The 21,570-nt window shown below is 69.6% G+C and carries 18 protein-coding genes and 3 tRNA genes; 11 read left to right on the top strand and 10 right to left on the bottom strand.

The window, feature by feature from the left end; genetic code table 11:
- Window positions 1–58 precede the first annotated feature (58 nt).
- Window positions 59–496, bottom strand: a complete 438-nt coding sequence (locus ACIOMQ_RS08935) for a hypothetical protein (protein WP_401758618.1) — start codon at window positions 494–496, stop codon at window positions 59–61.
- 156 nt (window positions 497–652) lie between these two features.
- On the opposite strand from ACIOMQ_RS08935, the gene hrpA reads away from it, so the two are divergent.
- From hrpA to ACIOMQ_RS08920, 3 genes are all read left to right on the top strand, one after another.
- A complete protein-coding gene (gene hrpA / locus ACIOMQ_RS08930; protein ID WP_401939612.1) occupies window positions 653–4,585 on the top strand; it encodes an ATP-dependent RNA helicase HrpA in 3,933 nt (1,310 codons plus the stop codon).
- Window positions 4,586–4,743: 158 nt separating this feature from the next.
- Window positions 4,744–4,818: transfer RNA gene (locus tag ACIOMQ_RS08925), tRNA-Asp, on the top strand.
- A gap of 136 nt (window positions 4,819–4,954) precedes the next feature.
- A complete protein-coding gene (locus tag ACIOMQ_RS08920; protein WP_362201160.1) occupies window positions 4,955–5,200 on the top strand; it encodes a DUF6274 family protein in 246 nt (81 codons plus the stop codon).
- Window positions 5,201–5,769: 569 nt separating this feature from the next.
- Here the strand turns inward: ACIOMQ_RS08920 and bldC are convergent.
- Together bldC and ACIOMQ_RS08910 are read right to left on the bottom strand one after the other, a co-directional pair.
- Complete coding sequence (bldC, locus tag ACIOMQ_RS08915; protein WP_003949541.1) at window positions 5,770–5,976, bottom strand: developmental transcriptional regulator BldC; 207 nt, start codon at window positions 5,974–5,976, stop codon at window positions 5,770–5,772.
- Window positions 5,977–6,499: 523 nt separating this feature from the next.
- Entirely contained in the window at window positions 6,500–7,345 is an 846-nt protein-coding gene (locus tag ACIOMQ_RS08910; protein WP_401261746.1) for a hypothetical protein, read from the bottom strand.
- Window positions 7,346–7,521: 176 nt separating this feature from the next.
- Between ACIOMQ_RS08910 and ACIOMQ_RS08905 the strand changes: the two genes are divergently transcribed.
- Together ACIOMQ_RS08905 and ACIOMQ_RS08900 are read left to right on the top strand one after the other, a co-directional pair.
- On the top strand, window positions 7,522–8,619 hold the full coding sequence (locus ACIOMQ_RS08905) for a Leu/Phe/Val dehydrogenase (protein ID WP_402188339.1): 1,098 nt from the start codon (window positions 7,522–7,524) through the stop codon (window positions 8,617–8,619).
- A 317-nt stretch (window positions 8,620–8,936) separates the two neighbouring features.
- Complete coding sequence (locus tag ACIOMQ_RS08900; protein WP_266747478.1) at window positions 8,937–9,194, top strand: DUF3073 domain-containing protein; 258 nt, start codon at window positions 8,937–8,939, stop codon at window positions 9,192–9,194.
- Between the two features lie 271 nt (window positions 9,195–9,465).
- Here ACIOMQ_RS08900 and purM read toward each other — a convergent pair whose 3' ends face one another.
- The 4 genes from purM to ACIOMQ_RS08880 form a co-directional block, all read right to left on the bottom strand.
- On the bottom strand, window positions 9,466–10,539 hold the full coding sequence (gene purM / locus ACIOMQ_RS08895; protein WP_362201169.1) for a phosphoribosylformylglycinamidine cyclo-ligase: 1,074 nt from the start codon (window positions 10,537–10,539) through the stop codon (window positions 9,466–9,468).
- Window positions 10,540–10,599: 60 nt separating this feature from the next.
- Window positions 10,600–12,126, bottom strand: a complete 1,527-nt coding sequence (gene purF / locus ACIOMQ_RS08890; protein WP_362201172.1) for an amidophosphoribosyltransferase — start codon at window positions 12,124–12,126, stop codon at window positions 10,600–10,602.
- A 901-nt stretch (window positions 12,127–13,027) separates the two neighbouring features.
- A complete protein-coding gene (locus ACIOMQ_RS08885) occupies window positions 13,028–13,828 on the bottom strand; it encodes a sterol carrier family protein (protein ID WP_362201175.1) in 801 nt (266 codons plus the stop codon).
- Window positions 13,829–14,026: 198 nt separating this feature from the next.
- On the bottom strand, window positions 14,027–14,665 hold the full coding sequence (locus tag ACIOMQ_RS08880; protein WP_362201178.1) for a helix-turn-helix domain-containing protein: 639 nt from the start codon (window positions 14,663–14,665) through the stop codon (window positions 14,027–14,029).
- Window positions 14,666–14,784: 119 nt separating this feature from the next.
- Between ACIOMQ_RS08880 and ACIOMQ_RS08875 the strand changes: the two genes are divergently transcribed.
- The gene (locus ACIOMQ_RS08875) at window positions 14,785–14,937 is read left to right on the top strand and encodes a hypothetical protein (protein ID WP_362201182.1); all 153 of its coding nucleotides are present in this window, start codon (window positions 14,785–14,787) and stop codon (window positions 14,935–14,937) included.
- A 251-nt stretch (window positions 14,938–15,188) separates the two neighbouring features.
- Here the strand turns inward: ACIOMQ_RS08875 and purL are convergent, their stop codons facing one another.
- From purL to purS, 3 genes are read right to left on the bottom strand one after another with little or no spacing between them, the layout of a single operon-like run.
- A complete protein-coding gene (purL, locus tag ACIOMQ_RS08870; RefSeq protein ID WP_402188336.1) occupies window positions 15,189–17,438 on the bottom strand; it encodes a phosphoribosylformylglycinamidine synthase subunit PurL in 2,250 nt (749 codons plus the stop codon).
- Window positions 17,435–18,115, bottom strand: a complete 681-nt coding sequence (gene purQ / locus ACIOMQ_RS08865) for a phosphoribosylformylglycinamidine synthase subunit PurQ (RefSeq protein ID WP_362201188.1) — start codon at window positions 18,113–18,115, stop codon at window positions 17,435–17,437. Before purQ ends, purL begins: the two co-directional genes overlap by 4 nt.
- The gene (purS, locus tag ACIOMQ_RS08860; protein ID WP_037695153.1) at window positions 18,112–18,372 is read right to left on the bottom strand and encodes a phosphoribosylformylglycinamidine synthase subunit PurS; all 261 of its coding nucleotides are present in this window, start codon (window positions 18,370–18,372) and stop codon (window positions 18,112–18,114) included. Before purS ends, purQ begins: the two co-directional genes overlap by 4 nt.
- A 393-nt stretch (window positions 18,373–18,765) precedes the next feature.
- Between purS and ACIOMQ_RS08855 the strand changes: the two genes are divergently transcribed.
- The 5 genes from ACIOMQ_RS08855 to ACIOMQ_RS08835 all read left to right on the top strand — a co-directional run bounded on the left by ACIOMQ_RS08855 (window position 18,766) and on the right by ACIOMQ_RS08835 (window position 21,567).
- On the top strand, window positions 18,766–19,101 hold the full coding sequence (locus ACIOMQ_RS08855) for an Lsr2 family protein (RefSeq protein ID WP_401939602.1): 336 nt from the start codon (window positions 18,766–18,768) through the stop codon (window positions 19,099–19,101).
- Window positions 19,102–19,310: 209 nt separating this feature from the next.
- Window positions 19,311–19,382: transfer RNA gene (locus ACIOMQ_RS08850), tRNA-Gly, on the top strand.
- Between the two features lie 98 nt (window positions 19,383–19,480).
- Window positions 19,481–19,553, top strand: a tRNA-Gly gene (locus ACIOMQ_RS08845).
- Between the two features lie 218 nt (window positions 19,554–19,771).
- Window positions 19,772–20,800 carry an ABC transporter ATP-binding protein gene (locus ACIOMQ_RS08840; RefSeq protein WP_402188334.1) on the top strand — a complete coding sequence of 343 codons (1,029 nt, stop codon included), beginning with the start codon at window positions 19,772–19,774 and terminating at the stop codon, window positions 20,798–20,800.
- Window positions 20,797–21,567, top strand: coding sequence for an ABC transporter permease (locus ACIOMQ_RS08835; protein ID WP_362201198.1), 771 nt, complete (start codon window positions 20,797–20,799; stop codon window positions 21,565–21,567). The genes ACIOMQ_RS08840 and ACIOMQ_RS08835 overlap by 4 nt, the downstream gene beginning before the upstream one ends.
- Window positions 21,568–21,570 lie beyond the last annotated feature (3 nt).

Raw genomic sequence — 21,570 nt, 5'->3', positions numbered from 1 at the left:
CCGTGCTGGCGATGCGAGAGGGAGGGAAGAGGAACGGCCGGAGGAGAGGAGCGGCCGTCTACACCCTCAGTACGGAGAGCTCGACCGGAGTGGGCGCGGCGGACGCGGGGCCGCGCAGCCTTATCCGCACGGGCGGGTGGACCGGTCCCTGTCCGGTGGCGGCGGGCAGGCCCCACTCGGCGAGGCCGGGCGCCTGGTCGTGCGCCGCACGGGCCCGGCCCGGCAGGGCGGGCTCGCCGCGCCCCTGCTTCCTGCCCTTGCCGCACCCCGGAACCCCGTGCCGGTCCACGGCCGACGCGACGGCCGGGGCGGGGCCGTCCGGAAGGGCCGCCCGTGCGGGGCCGGCCCCGGCAGCCGCGGCGGCCACGCGCCCGCCGTCACCGGTCCCGGCCGGCGCACCCGCGCCCGCGACCGCCGTCGCCGGCCCGCAGAACAGCCCCAGTACGACCGCGAGCACCGCCATCAGGCAGCACCACTGCGTACGGGACACGGACACGGCGACCGGCCTTTCCGGACAGGGGCAACGGTTGGTCAGCTGCCCGAAATGGTACGTGCTGTGATCCCGCGCCTCCGCGCAGTACCGGTCCGGTGACCAGGACCGCACTAAATGCGTTCGCCGTTCGTCGGGCCCGGGTGCGATCCTGGGACCCGTATGTCTACTTCCTTCGCTGATCTCCAGTACCGGCTCGGACAGCTCTCGCTCCGCGATGCGCACCGGCTCGGCCGCCGTCTCGAAGGGGCGCGCCGGATCCGCAAGCCCGAGGCCCGCCAGTCCGTGCTGGACGAGATCGCCACCGAGGCCGCAAAGGCAGCCGAGCGGCTCGCGCTGCGCGCCGGGCGGATGCCCGCCGTGTCGTACCCGGAACAGCTCCCGGTCAGCCAGAAGAAGGACGAGATCCTGGAGGCGATACGCGACCACCAGGTCGTGATCGTCGCCGGGGAGACCGGCTCGGGCAAGACCACGCAGATCCCGAAGATCTGCATGGAGCTGGGACGCGGTGTCCGGGGCATGATCGGGCACACCCAGCCGCGCCGGATCGCGGCCCGTACGGTCGCCGAGCGCGTCGCCGACGAGCTGAAGACCCCGCTGGGCGAGGCGGTCGGCTGGAAGGTCCGCTTCACCGACCAGGTGAACCCCGACGCGACGTTCGTCAAGCTGATGACGGACGGCATCCTGCTCGCCGAGATCCAGACGGACCGCGAGCTGCACGCGTACGACACGATCATCATCGACGAGGCCCACGAGCGGTCGCTGAACATCGACTTCCTGCTCGGCTATCTGGCCAGGCTGCTGCCCAAGCGGCCGGACCTGAAGGTCGTCATCACATCGGCGACCATCGACCCCGAGCGGTTCGCCCGCCACTTCGGCAAGGCGCCGATCGTCGAGGTCAGCGGACGTACGTACCCGGTCGAGGTGCGCTACCGCCCGCTCCTCGAAGAGGAGGGCGACGACTCCGACCGCGACCAGATCACCGCGATCTGCGACGCCGTCGACGAGCTCCAGTCGGAGGGGCCGGGCGATGTCCTGGTCTTCCTCTCCGGCGAGCGCGAGATCCGCGACACCGCGGACGCGCTGAACAAGAAGAACCTCCGCCACACCGAGGTCCTCCCCCTCTACGCCCGCCTCTCGCACGCCGAACAGCACCGCGTCTTCCAGCGCCACACGGGACGCAGGATCGTGCTGGCGACCAACGTCGCCGAAACCTCGCTGACCGTTCCCGGCATCAAGTACGTGATCGACCCGGGCAACGCCCGGATCTCCCGTTACAGCCACCGCACCAAGGTCCAGCGGCTGCCGATCGAGCGGATCTCACAGGCCAGCGCCAACCAGCGCAAGGGCCGCTGCGGCCGTACGTCGGACGGCATCTGCATCCGGCTGTACTCCGAGGACGACTTCCTGACCCGTCCGGAGTTCACCGACCCCGAGATCCTGCGCACGAACCTCGCCTCCGTCATCCTCCAGATGACCGCGGCCGGCCTCGGCGACATCGAGAAGTTCCCGTTCATCGACCCGCCGGACCACCGCAACATCCGCGACGGCATCCAGCTCCTCCAGGAGCTCGGCGCGCTGGATCCGGAGGAGAAGGATCCGAAGAAGCGGCTCACCCAGCTCGGCCGGAAGCTCTCGCAGTTGCCCGTCGACCCGCGCCTGGCCCGCATGGTCATCGAGGCCGAGCGCAACGGCTGCGTCCGCGAGGTCATGGTCATCGCGGCCGCGCTCTCCATCCAGGACCCGCGCGAGCGGCCCTCCGAGAAGCAGACGCAGGCCGATCAGCACCACGCCCGCTTCAAGGACGAGACGTCCGACTTCCTGGCGTTCCTGAATCTGTGGCGGTACATCCGTGAGCAGCAGAAGGAGCGCGGCTCGTCCAGCTTCCGCCGGATGTGCAAGCAGGAGTACCTGAACTTCCTGCGCATCCGCGAATGGCAGGACATCTACGCGCAGCTGCGCACCGTCGCCAAGCAGATGGGCATGCAGCTGGACGAGACCTCGGCGGACCTGGCCGCGCCGGAGCAGTCGGTGCACACCTCGCTGCTGGCGGGGCTGCTGTCGCACATCGGCCTGAAGGACACCGAGAAGAACGAGTACCTGGGTGCCCGCAGCGCCAAGTTCGCGATCTTCCCCGGATCGGCGCTCTTCAAGAAGCAGCCGCGGTTCGTGATGTCGGCCGAGCTGGTCGAGACCTCCCGGCTGTGGGCGCGGGTCAACGCCAAGGTCGAGCCGGAGTGGATCGAACCGCTGGCCCAGCATCTGCTGAAGCGCACCTACAGCGAGCCGCACTGGGAGAAGGACCAGGCGGCGGTGATGGCGTACGAGCGGGTCACGCTGTACGGGGTACCGATCGTCGCCCAGCGCAAGATCAATTTCGGCCGTATCGACGCCGAGACCTCCCGGGATCTGTTCATCCGCAACGCCCTCGTCGAGGGCGACTGGCGGACGCACCACCAGTTCTTCCACGACAACCGCAAGCTCCTCGGCGAGGTCGAGGAACTGGAGCACCGCGCCCGGCGCCGCGACATCCTCGTGGACGACGAGACGCTCTTCGACTTCTACGACCGGCGCATCCCCGAGCACGTGGTCTCCGGGGCGCACTTCGACTCCTGGTGGAAGCACAAGCGCCGCGACGAGCCGGACGCGCTCGACTTCGAGCGCTCGATGCTCATCAACGAGAAGGCCGGGGCCGTCACCAAGGACGACTACCCGGACTCCTGGCGGCAGGGGAAGCTCAAGTTCCGTGTCACGTACCAGTTCGAGCCCGGCGCGGACGCCGACGGTGTGACCGTCCACATCCCGCTCCAGGTGCTCAATCAGGTGACCGCCGAGGGCTTCGACTGGCAGATCCCGGGCCTGCGCGAGGAAGTGGTCACCGAGCTGATCCGCTCGCTGCCCAAGCCGGTCCGCCGGCACTACGTCCCCGCGCCGAACTACGCGGACAAGTTCCTGGACCGAGCCGTTCCGCTGCAGGAGCCGCTGCCGGTCACTCTCGCCCGTGAGCTCCAGCTCATGGTCGGCGTCCCGGTCACGGCCGACGACTTCGACCTGACCCGCGTCCCGGACCACCTGAAGATCACTTTCCGGATCGTCGACGAGCGGCGCCGCAAGGTGGCCGAGGACAAGGACCTGGAGGCGCTGAAGCTCCAGCTGCGCCCCAAGGCCCGTCAGGCCCTCTCCCAGGCCGCCGCGGCCACCGCCGGGCCCTCGGGCGAGTCCATCGAGCGTTCGGGCCTCACGGACTGGACCATCGGCACGCTGAACCGCGTCTTCGAGACCCGGCGGGCCGGCCAGCCGGTCAAGGCGTACCCGGCGCTGGTCGACCAGGGCGGGACCGTGGCCGTACGGCTCTTCGACACCGAGGCCGAGCAGCAGCAGGCGATGTGGCTCGGCACCCGGAAGCTGATCATGCTGAACGTGCCGGTGAACCCGGCGAAGTTCGCCTCGGACAAGCTGACGAACCAGCAGAAGCTGGCCCTGTCCGGCAATCCGCACGGCTCCATCCAGGCGCTCTTCGAGGACTGCGCGACGGCGGCCGCCGACCGGCTGATCGGCGCGCACGGCGGCCCGGCCTGGGACGAGGAGTCGTTCCGGAAGCTGTACGACAAGGTGCGTGCCGACCTCGTCGCCCTGACCGAGCACACGGTCAAGCAGGTCCAGCAGGTGCTGGCCGCCTGGCAGGCCTGCGAGCGGCGCCTCAAGGCCACCAGCAGCCTGGTCCTGGTCAACAACGTCACCGATGTACGGGACCAGCTCGCGGCCCTCGTGCCGCCGGGCTTCATCACCGCGACCGGGCTGCGCAGGCTGCCCGACCTGATGCGCTACCTGGTCGCCGTGGACCGCCGGCTCCAGCAGATGCCCACGGCCGTCCAGCGCGACACCACGCGGATGGAGAAGGTCCACGAGATGCGGGACGAGTACGCCTGGCTGCTCGAACAGATGCCGCAGGGCAGGCCCGTGCCGCAGGAGGTCCTGGACATCCGCTGGATGATCGAGGAGCTCCGGGTCAGCTACTTCGCCCACGCCCTGGGGACGGCCTACCCCGTCTCGGACAAGCGGATCGTGAAGGCGATCGACGCGGCGGCCCCGTGAGACGCCACGGGCCGTGGCTGTACGGGCCGTGCCGGAGGGGCACGACCCGGAGGCCCGGACCGTAACGGAGTCACCACCTTGGGTGAGTTCGACCGGACCCTCTGACCTGCTGTACAGTCTGTCTTCGCAGCCAGCCGCAAGGCAAGCAGCGAAAACCTGGTCCTGTGGAGCAGTTTGGAGTGCTCGCCACCCTGTCAAGGTGGAGGCCGCGGGTTCAAATCCCGTCAGGACCGCAGTAACGAAAGCCCGGATCCTTCTGGATCCGGGCTTTCGCGCGTCTTGACTCCGGCAAGTGCCGACGAGTACTCAAACAGCAGGGCTGCCCCTGTTCCTCTGCTCGGGGCGGCGGTCCACCGGGAGGTGGCGCGTATGACGGCGTCGGCCGGACACGAGACCCGCGCGCTCCTGCGCGCCCATTTGGCGGCCGCTTCCGGCTTCCGCCACCTCACTCGCCACTGCGCGGTCTGCCATCGGCTCCTGCGGCTCGCCATGGAGCCCCTGACGGCCTCCCGAGCTCCTTCCCCACCCGATCCGCCGCCCGGCCCGCCGGGGCCGTACGTGCGGCGCAGGGACGGCGCCTCGGAGGCCCGGGACGAAAGTCCCTCGACCGGGTGACCAATGGCGGGGCGGCCCACTTCCCGAAGGTGGCAGGCTCGTTCTTGGCAAGGCTCGCGCGGTGTGACGGGAGTCACCCTACGAGTTTTGCGCAGGGGTGACCTTACGCCCTTCCTACAACCGATGAATTTAATATGTGCAATTGCACCACTCGGACGGGGTCACCGCGGAACCTTCCGAACCGTCACGGCCCGGCCTCCCCGGGGCGGTTGGGAACAGTCCCGAACAGACCCGCGCAAGCCCGCACGGCACCCCGCCCGGACCCAACCGGACGCCCGGTTTCCAACGGCATCGGAACCGCCCGCTCAGGCGCGGCGGCCGAGGCCGCAGGACGACGGCGAAGGTCCCGGAACGGCCACGAAGACGCTGCTGCGGCAGCGAGGTCCCGGGACCGTGAGAGCACAAAAAAGATCGCGCTGGACCCGGCGGAGTCCAGCGCGATCGAATGACGTACCCGTGGCACAGGTATGGCGCCCGTTGGGGCGGGCGCCCGTCATGTGGAGCTATGGGTGGGCCTGTACGGGTTGGGGGACCCGAACGCCCGGTTGTGGCGCGGCGACAGGGGTGTGTCAGGCCTCGCTGCGCTGCTGCGGAATACCCGCAAGCAGTGCGCGGACCTCTGCCTCGCGGTATCGGCGATGTCCACCGAGCGTGCGGATGGACGTGAGCTTGCCTGCCTTGGCCCAGCGGGTCACCGTCTTCGGGTCCACACGGAACATCGTGGCAACCTCAGCCGGGGTCAGCAGCGGCTCGGCATCAGGGGTGCGAGCGGTCATGAGCGGCCTCCTCGGGAGAACCGAACCATCTCGGTTCTTTCCTCTAAATTCTGCACCTTGACCCGCGTTGCCCGAAATGGCGGACGCGGGCCGAGTCGGTTATAGGACGAACGGCTTGTCCTCGGCACTACAACTACACCATCCGTCCAGCCACGTCGGCCAAACCGATGGAATTGCCCTCCCAGGTGTTCATCAGCGACGGAAGCCGATGGACCATGCCATAGCGGACAGTCACACCACTGTGACGATCAGTCACAGAGCGATCAGGAGTCACCAGACCCCCCATAGCGTGCAATGCTGAGCGATCCGCCCTCAGTTGGACGGATGGAGCCCTCCCCGGACTCCTTGTCCTATTTTGGCACGAGGGGTAGGGAAGGGCGCAAGGGCCCAGTTAGTGCTATCCGTCACGCTTGAGGCAAAGGCCCGGTTCGGGACGTAGGTCCCACGCCCCTTGCGGTACGCTTCCGCCTCTTCATCCTCACGCGCCCCACCGGACAAAGGTTCAGACGCGGATGAGACCCCGTCAGTTCGCGAATTGGCGATCTCTTACCGCCCGCCAGCGCTCCGCCAGCCGCCCGTACGCCTCGCTCGCCCCTTCGGTGTCACCGGCCCGCAGCGCCGCGACGCCCTCGGCCACATCGGCGGCCGACCGGTCCCCGGCGAGCTGCTTCGCCGGGAGCGCGTGCACCAGACCGCCGTAGTCCAGTTCGACCAGTGCGCGCGGGTGGAACTCCTCCAGCCAGCGCCCCACCTCCACGAGGCCCTCGGTCAGCGGGCCATCGTCCACGGTCTCGCGCAGCGTCCTCAGCGTCCGGGCCAGCCGGCGCCGGGCCTGGACCATCGGCGTCCGGTAGCGCAGCACGGGCGGCTCACCGTCCTCGCCCGCCTCCGCGTACTCCCGCTCCTCGTCGCAGAAGAGCACGAACCAGCGCACCGGAACCTGCCAGACGGAGGTCAGGATCCAGGGCCTGGCGTCCGGATTGCGCTCCGCCCACCGCTCGTGGTCCGCGACCGCCTGCCCGCGCACCACCGGCGGCAGCACCGCGTCGAGCACCGGCCCCGGGAACATCTCCATCAGCTCGTCCAGCGCCAGCCAGCCGCGCAGCCTGGTCCGCCACGGGCAGACGCACACCACGCCGTCCACCTCGGCGACGAACGCGTCCCCGCTCTCGTGCACCGGCACGCCGAGCGGCGGTGTGGCCACCAAGTCGGCCAGCGAGCGGCGCAGTTCGTCCTGGGCCGTGGGGATGTGCGAACGCCCGGCGTAGCCGGCCCAGTGGGCGCGCTCCGGCTCCGGGAAGGCGGCCAGCGGCTCGTACACCCGGAGGTAGGACGCGTAGGGGACGAGCACCGAAGACACCACCGACATGCAGCAAATCGTGTCATGCCCGTACTCCGCCGGGGGGTGATCCTCGGCACTGGAACAGATCTACGTCCGCGTAGGACTTACGCTCTTGCCCAGTCGGACCGGCCGTGCCGGCCGGTCCACGGCCCTCCCCACCTTCAGGAGGGTCTTCCGCCGCTTCGTACTTGGGAGTCACCACAGTGACCGATGTGACCGACGGCGTCCTGCACACCCTGTTCCACTCGGATCAGGGGGGCCACGAGCAAGTCGTGCTCTGCCAGGACCGTGCCAGCGGCCTCAAGGCCGTCATCGCCATCCACTCCACCGCTCTGGGCCCGGCCCTCGGCGGCACCCGCTTCTATCCGTACGCCTCCGAGGAGGAGGCCGTCGCGGACGCGCTGAACCTGTCGCGCGGTATGTCCTACAAGAACGCCATGGCCGGTCTCGACCACGGCGGCGGCAAGGCCGTCATCATCGGCGACTCCGCGCAGTTCGAGGGCGCTCGAAGGACGGAACTGCTGCTGGCCTACGGCCGGTTCGTGGCCTCGCTCGGCGGCCGGTACGTGACGGCCTGCGACGTCGGCACCTATGTCGCCGACATGGACGTCGTCGCCCGCGAGTGCCGCTGGACCACCGGCCGCTCCCCCGAGAACGGCGGCGCCGGCGACTCCTCGGTCCTCACCGCGTTCGGTGTCTTCCAGGGCATGCGGGCCTCCGCCCAGCACCTCTGGGGCGACCCGACGCTGCGTGGCCGAAAAGTGGGGGTCGCCGGAGTCGGCAAGGTCGGCCACCACCTGGTCGAGCATCTGCTCTCGGACGGTGCGCAGGTCGTGATCACCGACGTGCGGGACGAGTCCGTCCGCCGGGTCACCGGGAAGCACGCCGAGGTCGCCGTCGCCGCGGACACCGACGCGCTGATCCGTACCGAGGGTCTCGACATCTACGCCCCGTGCGCGCTCGGCGGCGCGCTGAACGACGACTCCGTTGCGGCGCTCACCGCCAAGGTGGTGTGCGGCGCGGCCAACAACCAGCTCGCGCACCCCGGGGTCGAGAAGAACCTCGCCGACCGGTCGATCCTGTACGCACCCGACTACGTGGTGAACGCGGGCGGTGTCATCCAGGTCGCCGACGAGCTGCACGGCTTCGACTTCGACCGGTGCAAGGCCAAGGCGTCGAAGATCTTCGACACCACGCTGGCCATATTCGCACGTGCGAAGGAAGACGGCGTCCCGCCGGCCGCCGCGGCCGACCGGATCGCCGAGCAGCGCATGGCCGAAGCGCGCCGTCCCGCTTTGTAGCCGAGGGTTACGGGGATGTCACGCGGCATCCCCGCCCGTGCGCGGCCCTCCGACCCGTCGGCCGGCGAGACAAGACTCACGCCGGTCGGCGGGTCGCATGCCAAGAAGAGGTTAAAATCGCAGTTGACCAGCGAGGACGGGGCTTCTCGCCGGTCCTCTTCCGGGGTGCGTGATGCGGGCGGCGTACCGTATGGCCGCGGAAGCAGGTACCGTTAAAGCCCTACGGGCACGGTCTCTCTGCCGAGAGTCCGTCCTGAAACATGAACGCGTGTCAAGACTCTGGGGCCGTCGAGCCCCGTCACCGAGGGGGTCGAGCCATGGGGCGCGGCCGGGCAAAGGCCAAGCAGACCAAGGTCGCCCGCCAGCTGAAGTACAGCAGCGGCGGGACTGACCTGTCGCGTCTGGCCAATGAGCTGGGCGCATCGCCTTCGAGTCAGCCACCGAACGCAGAGCCGTTCGAGGACGACGACGAGGAAGATGACCCGTACGCACAGTACGCGGATCTGTACAACGACGACGAGGACGAGGACGAGGACGACAAGTCCGGTCCGTCGTCCAAGCGCCGCGGCGCTTGACCTCGCGCTGACACATCAACCCGGTCCGGGCCTGTCCCGGACCGGGTTCTGTGCTACCCCGATCCGGATCTCCGCCAGGCGGGCGGACGTCGCTGTCCTGTCCCGGACCCGGCTGCCTCGGACCCGGCTGTCCTGAACCGCCGGCCGAAGGCGGCGTCCGTCGCACGCCGGGCGACGAAACCCCTGCCTGTGCGGCGTTCGAGGACAGCGATCGAAGGCATCGGGAACATCGCGGACGAGCGGCCACCGGGCGCCCCGGTGGCCCTCGCGTCTATCGCGCGTACCCGCCCACCAGTTCAGCGCCCGAGGTGTGCGACCCGCGCTCCGTGATCTCGCCCGCGACCCAGGAGTCGACCCCGCGGTCGGCCAGCGTCGTCAGGGCCGCGTCCACGGACTCGGCCGGGACGATCGCGATCATGCCGACGCCCATGTTCAGCGTCTTCTCCAGCTCCAGCTGCTCGACCTGGCCGGCCTTGCCGACCAGGTCGAAGACCGCGCCGGGCGTCCAGGTGGAACGGTCGACCCGGGCGTGCAGCCCGTCCGGGATGACCCGGGCCAGGTTGTTGGCCAGGCCGCCGCCGGTGACGTGGCTGAAGCCGTGCACCTCGGTCGTACGGGTGAGGGCCAGGCAGTCCAGCGAGTAGATCCGGGTGGGTTCCAGGAGCTCTTCGCCGAGCGTCCGGCCGAACTCCTCGACCTCGCGGTCCAGCGCCCAGCCGGCCCGGTCGAAGACCACGTGCCGGACGAGCGAGTACCCGTTGGAGTGAAGACCGGACGACGCCATGGCGATCACCGCGTCACCCTTGCGGATACGTTCCGGGCCGAGCAGGCGGTCGGCCTCGACCACGCCCGTACCGGCGCCCGCGACATCGAAGTCGTCCGGGCCGAGGAGGCCCGGGTGCTCGGCGGTCTCGCCGCCGACCAGGGCGCAGCCCGCGAGGACACAGCCTTCGGCGATGCCCTTCACGATGGCCGCGACACGCTCGGGATGCACCTTGCCGACGCAGATGTAGTCGGTCATGAAGAGCGGCTCGGCGCCGCAGACGACCAGGTCGTCGACGACCATGCCGACGAGGTCGTGGCCGATGGTGTCGTACACGCCCATCTTCCGGGCGAGGTCGACCTTCGTGCCGACGCCGTCGGTGGCGGAGGCGAGCAGCGGACGCTCGTAGCGCTTGAGGGCCGAGGCGTCGAAGAGTCCGGCGAAACCGCCCAGGCCGCCGAGGCCCGCGACCTCGGGGCGCTGCGTCTTCTTCACCCACTCCTTCATCAGCTCGACGGCACGGTCGCCGGCCTCGATGTCGACGCCCGCTGCCGCGTAGGAAGCACCTGTTGTCTCAGACATTGCCTGGGATCTTTCGTGTGGAAATACGGGGCTGGTGGCCAGAGGTGTACGGCTGGACCGTCACGGCCGACGCAGTGCGTCGGACGCGGCGGTCGCCGCGGGGCCTGCCGCCAGCTCGGTCTCCAGCAGCTGCTTGCCGAGCAGCTCCGGGTCCGGCAGCTCCATCGGGTACTCACCGTCGAAGCAGGCGCGGCACAGGTTCGGCTTGGCGATCGTCGTCGCCTCGACCATCGCGTCGAGGGAGATGTACGCGAGCGAGTCGGCGCCCATCGACGTGGCGATCTCGTCGACCGACATGCCGTTGGCGATCAGCTCGGCGCGGGTCGCGAAGTCGATGCCGAAGAAGCAGGGCCACTTCACCGGCGGCGACGAGATCCGGATGTGGATCTCGGCGGCCCCGGCCTCGCGGAGCATCCGGACCAGTGCCCGCTGAGTGTTGCCGCGGACGATCGAGTCGTCGACGACCACCAGGCGCTTGCCCTTGATGACTTCCTTGAGCGGGTTCAGCTTGAGGCGGATGCCCAGCTGGCGAATGGTCTGGGAGGGCTGGATGAAGGTCCGGCCGACGTAGGCGTTCTTGACCAGACCGGCACCGAACGGAATACCGCTGGCTTCCGCGTAGCCGATGGCGGCGGGGGTGCCGGACTCCGGTGTCGCTATGACGAGGTCGGCCTCGGCGGGGGCCTCGGCGGCCAGCTTGCGGCCCATCTCCACCCGCGAGAGGTAGACGTTGCGCCCGGCGATGTCGGTGTCGGGGCGGGCCAGATAGACGTACTCGAAGACACAGCCCTTGGGCTTCGCTTCCGCGAAGCGCGAGGTGCGCAGGCCGTTCTCGTCGATGGCGACGAGCTCGCCCGGCTCGATCTCGCGGACGAAGCTGGCACCGCAGATGTCGAGGGCGGCGGACTCGGAGGCCACCACCCAGCCGCGCTCCAGACGGCCGAGAACCAGCGGGCGGATGCCCTGCGGGTCACGGGCGGCGTACAGGGTGTGCTCGTCCATGAAGACGAGGGAGAAGGCGCCCCTCACCTCGGGGAGCACCTTCGACGCGGCCTCCTCGATGGTGAGCGGCTTGCCGTCGTCGTCGGTCTGGCCGGCGAGCAGCGCGGTCACCAGATCGGTGTCGTTCGTCGCGGCGACCTGGGTGGCGCGGCCGTCCTTGCGGGGAAGGTCGGCGACCATCTCGGCGAGCTGGGCCGTATTGACCAGGTTGCCGTTGTGTCCCAGGGCGATCGAGCCGTGCGCGGTCGCACGGAACGTCGGCTGCGCGTTCTCCCACACCGAGGCACCGGTGGTGGAGTAGCGGGCATGACCGACCGCGATATGGCCCTGGAGAGATCCCAGAGACGTTTCGTCGAAGACCTGCGAGACCAGTCCCATGTCCTTGAAGACCAGGATCTGGGACCCGTTGCTCACAGCGATGCCCGCGGACTCCTGTCCACGGTGCTGCAGGGCATACAGTCCGAAATAGGTGAGCTTGGCGACCTCTTCACCCGGAGCCCAGACACCGAAGACGCCGCAAGCGTCCTGGGGGCCTTTCTCTCCGGGGAGCAGGTCGTGGTTGAGTCGTCCATCACCACGGGGCACGCCACCGAGTGTAGGCGAGATCGACCACTGGTCCGAATTCGGGATACTCGGCCCGAGCACCGGGGAAGCGCTCCCAGGGGTGGTTCGGAGACCCTCTCGGTTGATCACTGGGAGTGATCAAGGCCGGGATGCCTGCGGGGTGCGGGATGCGGGACGGAACGGCCGCAGGGCGGCGGACGCCCGGACCAGCGGCCGGTTACCGGCTAGTTCCGGCCACTCGGTGGGCAGCGGCGGCCGGGGCGGACCGTGGCGCTCGGTGAAGCGATCGGCGCTCCGGTGCGATGTCCGGCCGAACGCCCGTTTCGTGGTGAGCCTCACACCGGAGAGCCCGGTATGCGGCCTCTCAGGGGGTGCGGCGGAGCGGTGCGGCGGGGTGCGCGGGGCAGGGAAAGGCGATGGGCCGCGGGGTCCGCGGAGCGGGGAGAGCCGACGGGCCGCGGGGCTTCGCCCCACAGCGTCCCCGGCTGTCCGGTTTCTCCGGCTGGGGCCGCGTGACTGGACGCGCTACCGGGGCCGCGACGGGCGGTACCAGCTCTTCCTGCTTGCCCACGACCAGCGGGAGCAGGCCGACCGGGGGCTGAGAACCGGCCCCGGGCGTCGATCTCGACGTGGGCACCGGCCGGTGCGGCGGTCCGCTTCCCGTCGACCGTCAGCGAGTCGACGCCCCAGCGGACGCCGGTGACGGGCAGATCGGTGCGGACGGCGCCGCCGGAACCGCGCCCCGGCCCCGGACCGGACCCCGTTCCCCTTCCCGTCTCCGTACCGCAGGCGGCGAGGGCGAGGAGGGAAGCCAGGACTCCGAGGACCGTACGTTGTCTCCGCATGGCCCCCGGACGGACCGGGCGGGCGTCCGGTTCCCCGAGCCCGTCCGCCCGGCCATCCATCCATTCGTCCGGCCGGCTCAGCCCATCAGGGGCAGCAGCGCGGCAAGATCGGCCCGCTCGCCGCTGGCGCCGACCTTCGCCGCGTCGAGGGCCGACGCCCACTCCGTACGCCCGGTCGCGAGCCGGATCCAGGTGAGCGGATCGGTCTCGACGACGTTGGGTGGCGTACCACGCGTGTGTTTGGGGCCCTGGACGCACTGGACGACGGCGAACGGCGGGACGCGCACCTCGACCGAGCCGCCCGGCGCCTTCTCCGCGAGGGCGTCGGCAAGCAGCCGGGTGCAGGCGGCGAGGGCCTGCCGGTCGTACGGGATGTCGAGGCCGGCCGCCTGGTTCAGATCGTCGGTGTGCACGACGAGTTCGACGGTACGGGTGACCAGGAAGTCGGCCAGCCGCATCGTGCCGACCCGGGTCGGCAGCAGCCGGTTCCCGGGGTCTTCGGGCACCAGTTCCGCGAAACGCCCGGCGACCTCCGCGTACAGCGCGTCCAGATCCGGCCGGTCCGCGGCCTGCGCGCTGGTGTCCTCGGCGATGCGCCCGGCCCGGCCCGCGGTCACGAAGGGCCATTGGAGGAGCGTCAGCTCCGGCTTCGGCGCGACGGGTTCGGGCAGCTCCAGGTTCCGGGTGACGTGCGAGAGCGCCATCGCCAGATGGACGGCCAGTTCGCGCACGGTCCACTCCCCGAGCCGGGTCGGCAGCGCGAGCTGTTCGGGTGTCAGTACACGGACGGCTTCCCGGACATGGGCGAACTGCGCCAGGACCGCAGCGCGGATCCTGACCGGGTCGTAGCGTCGGGCTCGTTTCTGGGACGGCGGCATGGTCCAGGAGCCTAGTGGGGCGGTGGCAGGTTCCAGGGGCCCGGAGCGTCCGGCGGACCTCGGCCGGACGGACGTGGCCGAGGTCCGGGTCCGGAGCCGGCGCCCGGCCCCGGCGCCCGGCAGCCCCCGCAGAGGACCAGCTCGGGCATCGGCCTCAAGGACCAGCCCGAGGATCGGTGCCAGTAACCAGCCCGGGGATCAGCGCCGGGTGGCGAAGTCGCCCAGCCCCTTGTCGAGCAGGTCGAAGCCGCGCCCGGCGAGTGCGGCGGCCTCCGGCGCGACCGCGTCCGCCGGTTCCCCCGCGAGCAGCCGCAACTGGTTCGCGCAGATGAGGGAGTTACGGGTGGCGATCAGCTGGGCGGCCGCGACCCGGACGATGAACGGCTCCTCCCCCTCCTCGACCAGGACTTCGGCGAGCAGGTCGAAGGAGCGCATGGAGAACGCGTGGGCCCGGATGAGCAGCGACGGGGTCTCCTGGATCAGCCGGCGCAGCCCCAGTGCCACCGGTGCGTCGCTCATCCCGACAGAGGGGTCACGGGCCTCGATGGCTGCCAGGAACTGGCGCCGCACGGCGTCCGTCGCGGACTCTCCGGGGGCCCTGTCCCGTACCACCCGCGCGACATCGCCGATGTGCTCCTCCATGGGAGCGAGGACCAGGTCCTCCTTGCCGGCGAAGTAGTTGAAGACCGTCATCTTCGACACCTCGGCCGCCTCGGCGATCTCGGCGACCGAGACCTTGTCGAAGCCGCGCTCGGCGAAGAGTTCGGTGGCCGCGGCCAGCAGACGGTGTCGCGTCTGGAGCTTCTTGCGCTCGCGCAGGCTCATCCCCTCGATCATGGCTTCACTGTACCAGGATGAACATTGCGCTTGGATCAAATTTTGACCCAACACATTTTCCTGGTCCATGGTGGTGGCTCCCCAGCGGCACCAGGCCGCTCCGGAGGGGGAGTTCCGCCATGACCACAGCGATGACCCACCGTCAGCGCGCCATCGGCTTCGCGCTCCGCATCGGCACGAGCCGAGAGCCGGGCCGGGCGGACCGTGAGCGGCCGCCCGCGCCGGCGGCGGCCCCGGCCCGAGCCCTGACGGGGCACGAGCAGATGTCCTGAACGCCGTCGGCCGGGAATCCCCGCCCTTTCGGCGGAACGCCGCGACGGGAAGGAATTCGACGGGCTGCCCGCCTCCGCACCACGATCGTCCCTCGCCTCTTCGCCCCGGAATACATCGCCGTTCACCCTTCGCCCCGAAATACGCGGGTGGCACGGCGGAATCCCCCGGGCACCGGATACGCCGGACCGGACAGAAAGAGGACGGCCCCGCCCATGAACCGGGCGGGGCCGTCCTCCACAGCGGCAGTGCGTCAGGCGAACAGACCCGGAACGGTCTCCTCGTGCGCCGTGCGCAGCTCGCTCAGCGGAATGCTGAACTCGCCCTGGATCTCGATCTCCTCGCCGTCCACGACACCGATGCGGGCGACGGGCAGACCCCGCGCCCCGCACATGTCGTTGAAGCGGAGCTCCTCGCTGCGCGGAACGGAGACGACCGCGCGCCCCGCCGACTCGGAGAAGAGGAAGGTGAACGCGTCCAGACCGTCCGGCACGACCAGCCGGGCGCCCTTCCCGCCGCGCAGGCAGGACTCGGTGACCGCCTGGATCAGACCGCCGTCGGAGAGGTCGTGCGCCGCGTCGATCATGCCGTCGCGGGAGGCCGAGATCAGGATCTCGCCGAGCAGCTTCTCGCGGCCCAGGTCGACCGTGGGCGGCATGCCGCCCAGGTGGCCGTGGACGACCTCGGACCAGGCCGAGCCGCCGAACTCCTCGCGCGTGTCGCCCAGCAGGTAGAGGAGCTGGCCCTCTTCCGCGAAGGCGACCGGCGTACGCCGGGTGACGTCGTCGATCACACCGAGCACGGCCACGACCGGCGTCGGGTGGATCGCCGTCTCACCGGTCTGGTTGTACAGCGACACATTGCCGCCGGTGACCGGGGTGCCCAGCTCCAGGCAGCCGTCCGCGAGACCACGGGTGGCCTCGGCGAACTGCCACATGACGTCCGGGTCCTCGGGCGAACCGAAGTTCAGGCAGTCCGAGATCGCGAGCGGCTTGGCGCCGGAGGCGGCGACATTGCGGTACGACTCCGCCAGCGCGAGCTGCGCACCGGTGTACGGGTCGAGCTTGGCGTACCGGCCGTTGCCGTCGGTCGCCATGGCCACGCCCAGGTTCGACTTCTCGTCGATCCGGACCATGCCGGCGTCCTCGGGCATCGCGAGCACGGTGTTGCCCTGCACGAACCGGTCGTACTGGTCCGTGATCCAGGACTTCGACGCCTGGTTCGGCGAGGCGACCAGCTTGAGGACCTGCTCGCGCAGCTCGGCGCCGTTCGCCGGGCGGGCCAGCTTGCCCGCGTCGTCGGCCTGCAGCGCGTCCTGCCAGGACGGGCGGGCGAACGGACGGTGGTACGTCGGCCCCTCGTGGGCGACCGACCGCGGCGGTACATCCACGATCTGCTCGCCGTGCCAGAAGATCTCCAGCTGGGAGCCCTCGGTCACCTCACCGATGACGGTGGCGATGATGTCCCACTTCTCGCAGATCTCCAGGAAGCGCTCGACGTGCTGCGGCTCGACGATCGCGCACATGCGCTCCTGCGACTCGCTCATGAGGATTTCCTCGGGCGAGAGGGAGGAGTCGCGCAGCGGCACGGTGTCCAGCTCGACGCGCATGCCGCCGGAACCCGCGGAGGCCAGCTCGGACGTGGCGCAGGAGAGCCCGGCGCCGCCGAGGTCCTGGATGCCCGCGACGAGCTTCGCCTTGAAGATCTCCAGGGTGCACTCGATGAGGAGCTTCTCCTGGAACGGGTCGCCGACCTGGACGGCGGGGCGCTTGGCCGGACCGGTCGACTCGAAGGTCTCCGAGGCCAGCACCGAGACGCCGCCGATGCCGTCGCCGCCGGTGCGGGCGCCGTACAGGATCACCTTGTTGCCGGGGCCCGAGGCCTTGGCCAGGTGGATGTCCTCGTGCTTCATCACGCCGATGCAGCCGGCGTTGACCAGCGGGTTGCCCTGATAGCAGGCGTCGAAGACGACCTCGCCGCCGATGTTCGGCAGGCCCAGGCAGTTGCCGTAACCGCCGATGCCCGCGACGACGCCGGGCAGGACGCGCTTGGTGTCGGGGTGGTCGGCCGCACCGAAGCGCAGCGGGTCCACGACCGCGACCGGGCGTGCCCCCATGGCGAGGATGTCGCGGACGATGCCGCCGACGCCGGTCGCCGCGCCCTGGTAGGGCTCGATGTACGAGGGATGGTTGTGCGACTCGACCTTGAAGGTGACCGCGTAACCCTGACCGACGTCGACCACACCGGCGTTCTCGCCGATGCCGACGAGCATCGCGTCGTTGGCGGGAACCTTCTCGCCGAACTGCTTGAGGTGGACCTTGCTGCTCTTGTACGAGCAGTGCTCGGACCACATCACGGAGTACATGGCGAGCTCGGCGCCGGTGGGACGGCGGCCCAGGATCTCGCGGATCCGGGCGTACTCGTCCTCCTTGAGGCCGAGCTCCTTCCAGGGCTGCGCGGTGTCCGGGGTTTCGGCCGCGTGCTTGACCGTGTCCAGGCTCATGCGTTGACCAGCTTCTTGATGATCGAGGTGAAGAAACCGAGACCGTCGGTACGACCGGTGCCGATCAGCGGCTCCACGGCGTGCTCCGGGTGCGGCATCAGACCGACGACATTGCCCGCGGCATTGGTGATGCCGGCGATGTCGCGCAGCGAGCCGTTGGGGTTCACGTCCAGGTAGCGGAAGGCGACCCGGCCCTCCGCCTCCAGCTCGTCGAGCACGCGCTCGTCGGCGACGTAGCGCCCGTCCATGTTCTTGAGCGGTACGGAGATCTCCTGGCCCGCGGAGTAGTCCGAGGTCCAGGCGGTCTCCGCGTTCTCGACGCGCAGCTTCTGGTCGCGGCAGATGAAGTGGAGGTGGTTGTTCCGCAGCATCGCGCCGGGCAGCAGATGCGCCTCGGTCAGGACCTGGAAGCCGTTGCAGATACCGAGGACCGGCATCCCCGCCTTCGCCTGCTCGATGACGGTCTCCATGACCGGCGAGAAGCGGGAGATGGCTCCGGCCCGCAGGTAGTCGCCGTAGGAGAAGCCACCCGCCAGGATGACCGCGTCGACCTGGTGCAGGTCCTTGTCGCGGTGCCACAGCGACACGGGCTCGGCGCCCGCGACCCGTACGGCCCTCAGGCTGTCCTTGTCGTCGAGCGTGCCGGGAAAGGTGACGACTCCGATACGAGCAGTCACTTCGACTCCTCGGCCTTCTCCACCTTCACGGTGAAGTCCTCGATGACGGTGTTGGCGAGGAAAGTCTCGGCCATCTCGTGAATGCGACCGAGGGCGGCGTCGTCGACCGGCCCCTCGACCTCCAGCTCGAAACGCTTTCCCTGACGTACGTCCGCGATTCCCTCGAAGCCGAGACGGGGCAGTGCACGCTGCACCGCCTGTCCCTGCGGGTCGAGGATCTCGGGCTTGAGCATGACGTCGACTACGACGCGTGCCACTGGCACTCCCGGTGGTGGTGTGGTGCGGCTGTTTCTCCGGGGGGTTCCCCAGACCCCCGCAGGTCCCCTCAGCCTACCTGGCCAGAAATTCTACGCGAGTAGATACGGAGAACCGTGGATCACGCCCAGATATCGACCGCGACAACACATGAGAAAAGTCCTGCAAAAAAAATCCCCACCGGGACCACACATAGAAGGCTGACACGCGGAGTTAATTGGATGGGCTTCACAATGCGGCACCCACCGCTGTACAAATGATTACCGGGGAATGCAGAATTGCCCCTAAACAGTCGACACCGGTCGACTCACATCCGCCCACATCCGCCTGACAGCCGGAAGGCCGGCATCAGCGCATGTCAGACGCGCCGATGCCGTAGGAAAGGACCGATATCCGTGGCTCAGCGCGTAGTGGTCACCCTCTTCGACGACATCGACGGGGGAGCAGCGGCGGAAACGGTCACCTTCGCCCTGGACGGGAAGTCGTACGAGATCGACCTCAACCAGTCCAATGCAAAGAAACTGCGCAAGGCTCTGGCGCCGTACGTGGCGGCGGGCCGAAAGCAGACAAATGCCAGCAAGCACGGCAGGACCCCCGCCTCGTACCGGCACACCGCACTCGCACCCGCCCCGGCGGCCGTGCGCGCCTGGGCCCAGTCCCACGGGATGGAGGTGCCGGCTCGCGGCCGGATCCCCAAGAAGGTCTACGAGGCGTTCCGCGAAGCCAGTTGAGACCCCGGCCCGCCGAGAGGGGTGCCGACGGACCCCTCCGAGGGGGTGCCGACAGGCCGCCGGAGCATTCGCGGCCGTGCGCTGCGAACGCTCCGGCGCACGCCTCGACGACACCCCGCGGCCACCGACTTGCGCTACACCCCCGCAGGTCGGCTAAAGTCTGGAGCACGCCGAGGGGCAAGGCCGCAAAGCCGAACCTCACGCAGCGTGCGGGTGTAGTTCAGTAGCAGAACATCCCCCTTCCAGGGGGAAGGCGCAGTGTGCAATTCCTGTCACCCGCTCTGCATCGCTCTCGACGACCACTTCGGTGAATCGGGTAGAGTAGTGCTCGCACCGCTCAATGGATCCCTTAACAAGGGGTACAATAGGCGGCAGCAATGCGGACGTGGCTCAGTTGGTAGAGCATCACCTTGCCAAGGTGAGGGTCGCGAGTTCGAATCTCGTCGTCCGCTCTTGATCGGATTTTCAGAAGGCCCTGGTCGATATCGACCGGGGCCTTCGCCGTATTCCCGACCCGACCCTGTTCTCTGCCTCGTGGCTCCTTGCCCCGCGGTCTCTTGCCCGGTGGTCCTTGCCCGGTGATCCCTTGCCCCGTGCGCATGACGTTTGTCATGAGCAGTGGTGACAGCTCGCACTGCTCACGGCGACGCCCCGGCGGAAACCTGTAGGTATGACCAGCGACGACATTCCCAGCAACCGTGCGGGCGGCGCCGTGGCAGACATCACAGCCGGTTCCGTGACCGATTCCCGCACCGACTCCGTGATCGAGGCGAGCGATGTTCGGCGGTGCTATACCGGCGGCTTCACCGCCGTGAGCGGGGTCTCCTTCTCGGTGGCGCGCGGTGAACTCTTCGCGCTGCTCGGTACGAACGGCGCCGGAAAGACCTCCACCGTCGAACTGCTGGAGGGCCTGGCCCGGCCCGACGGCGGCACGGTGCGGGTACTCGGCCACGACCCGTACCGCGAACGCACCGCCGTCCGGCCCCGGATCGGAGTGATGCTCCAGGAGGGCGGCTTTCCGTCCGAGCTGACGGTCACCGAGACCGTACGGATGTGGGCGGGCTGCACCAGTGGCGCCCGGCCGACCGGCGAGGTGCTGGACCTGGTCGGGCTCTCCCACCGGGCGCACGTACGGGTCAAACAGCTCTCCGGCGGTGAACGGCGCCGCCTCGACCTCGCGCTGGCCCTGCTCGGCCGGCCCGAGGTGCTGTTCCTGGACGAGCCGACCACCGGGCTCGACGCCGAAGGACGGCGCGACACCTGGGAGTTGGTACGGCAGCTGCGCGACGACGGCCTCACCGTCCTGCTCACCACGCACTACCTGGAGGAGGCCGAGACGCTCGCCGACCGGCTGGCGATCATGCACCGGGGGCGGATCGTGACGGCGGGCACCACCGCCGAGGTGACGGCGGCCCGCCCCGCCCGCATCCGGTTCGAGCTGCCCGAGGAAGTGCCGGCGGCGCGGCTTCCGCTGTCGCTGCGCGCCGCGGCCGACGGCCGCCGGATCGAGGTCCGTACCCGGCGGCTGCAGGACTCACTGACCGAACTGCTGCTCTGGGCGCGGGAGTCACGCGTACAGCTGCTCGGGCTCGATGCCCGGTCCGCCTCGCTCGAAGAGGCATTTCTCGACATCGCGCAGAGCGTGTCGGAATCGGAACCGGCATCAGAGCCGCGGACCCGGAAGGCGGCTGCCGCATGACCGGCACGACGATGTCCGGGCGGCTGAACGCCCTCGGGCGGGCCGAGCTGACCCTGCTCGCCCGAAACAGAACGGCGGTCTTCATCGCACTGCTGGTGCCCCTGGCGATGGTCGTGGCGATGAAATCGACGCTGGAACAGGTCGATCTGGGCGGGACCGGGCTGACCGTCGCCGGGGCGGCGCTCAGCGGCGGCATCGGCATGGTCCTGATGCAGGTCGTGTACATGAATCTGGTCGCGACGTACGTGGCGCGACGCGAGGACCTGGTCCTGAAGCGGCTGCGTACCGGAGAGATCACCGACCGGGAGATCCTCGCCGGGACCGCGCTGCCGTCGGTCGCACTGGCGCTGGCGCAAGCGGTGCTGGTGGTACTGGCCGGTGCGGTCCTGTTCGGCCTCGGTGCACCGAAGCGGCCCGAACTCCTCGTCGCGGGGCTGCTGGCGGGCATGGTGCTGCTGGCGGCGCTGGCCGCGGCCACCTCCGTGGTGACCCGGACCGTGCAGACGGCGCAGATCACCACGCTGCCGCTGTTCCTCGTCTCGATGGTGGGCTCCGGGCTCTTCGTACCGCTGGAGGTCCTGCCGGACCGGGTGGCGTCCGTGTGCGAGCTGCTGCCGGTGACCGGGGTGATGACGCTCGTACGGGCGGGCTGGCTCGGCGGGGCCGACGGGCACGACCTGCTCGTGGCCGGGCTGGGCGCGCTGGCCTGGACGGTGCTCGCCGTGTTTGCTGTCCAGTGGTGGTTCCGCTGGGAACCTCGACGCTGAGGA

Origin of the sequence: Streptomyces sp. NPDC087845 (assembly GCF_044742755.1) — a bacterium.
GTDB lineage: Bacteria > Actinomycetota > Actinomycetes > Streptomycetales > Streptomycetaceae > Streptomyces.
Note: the sequence above shows the minus strand (reverse complement) of the source record. Positions and strands in the feature narration are given on the sequence as shown.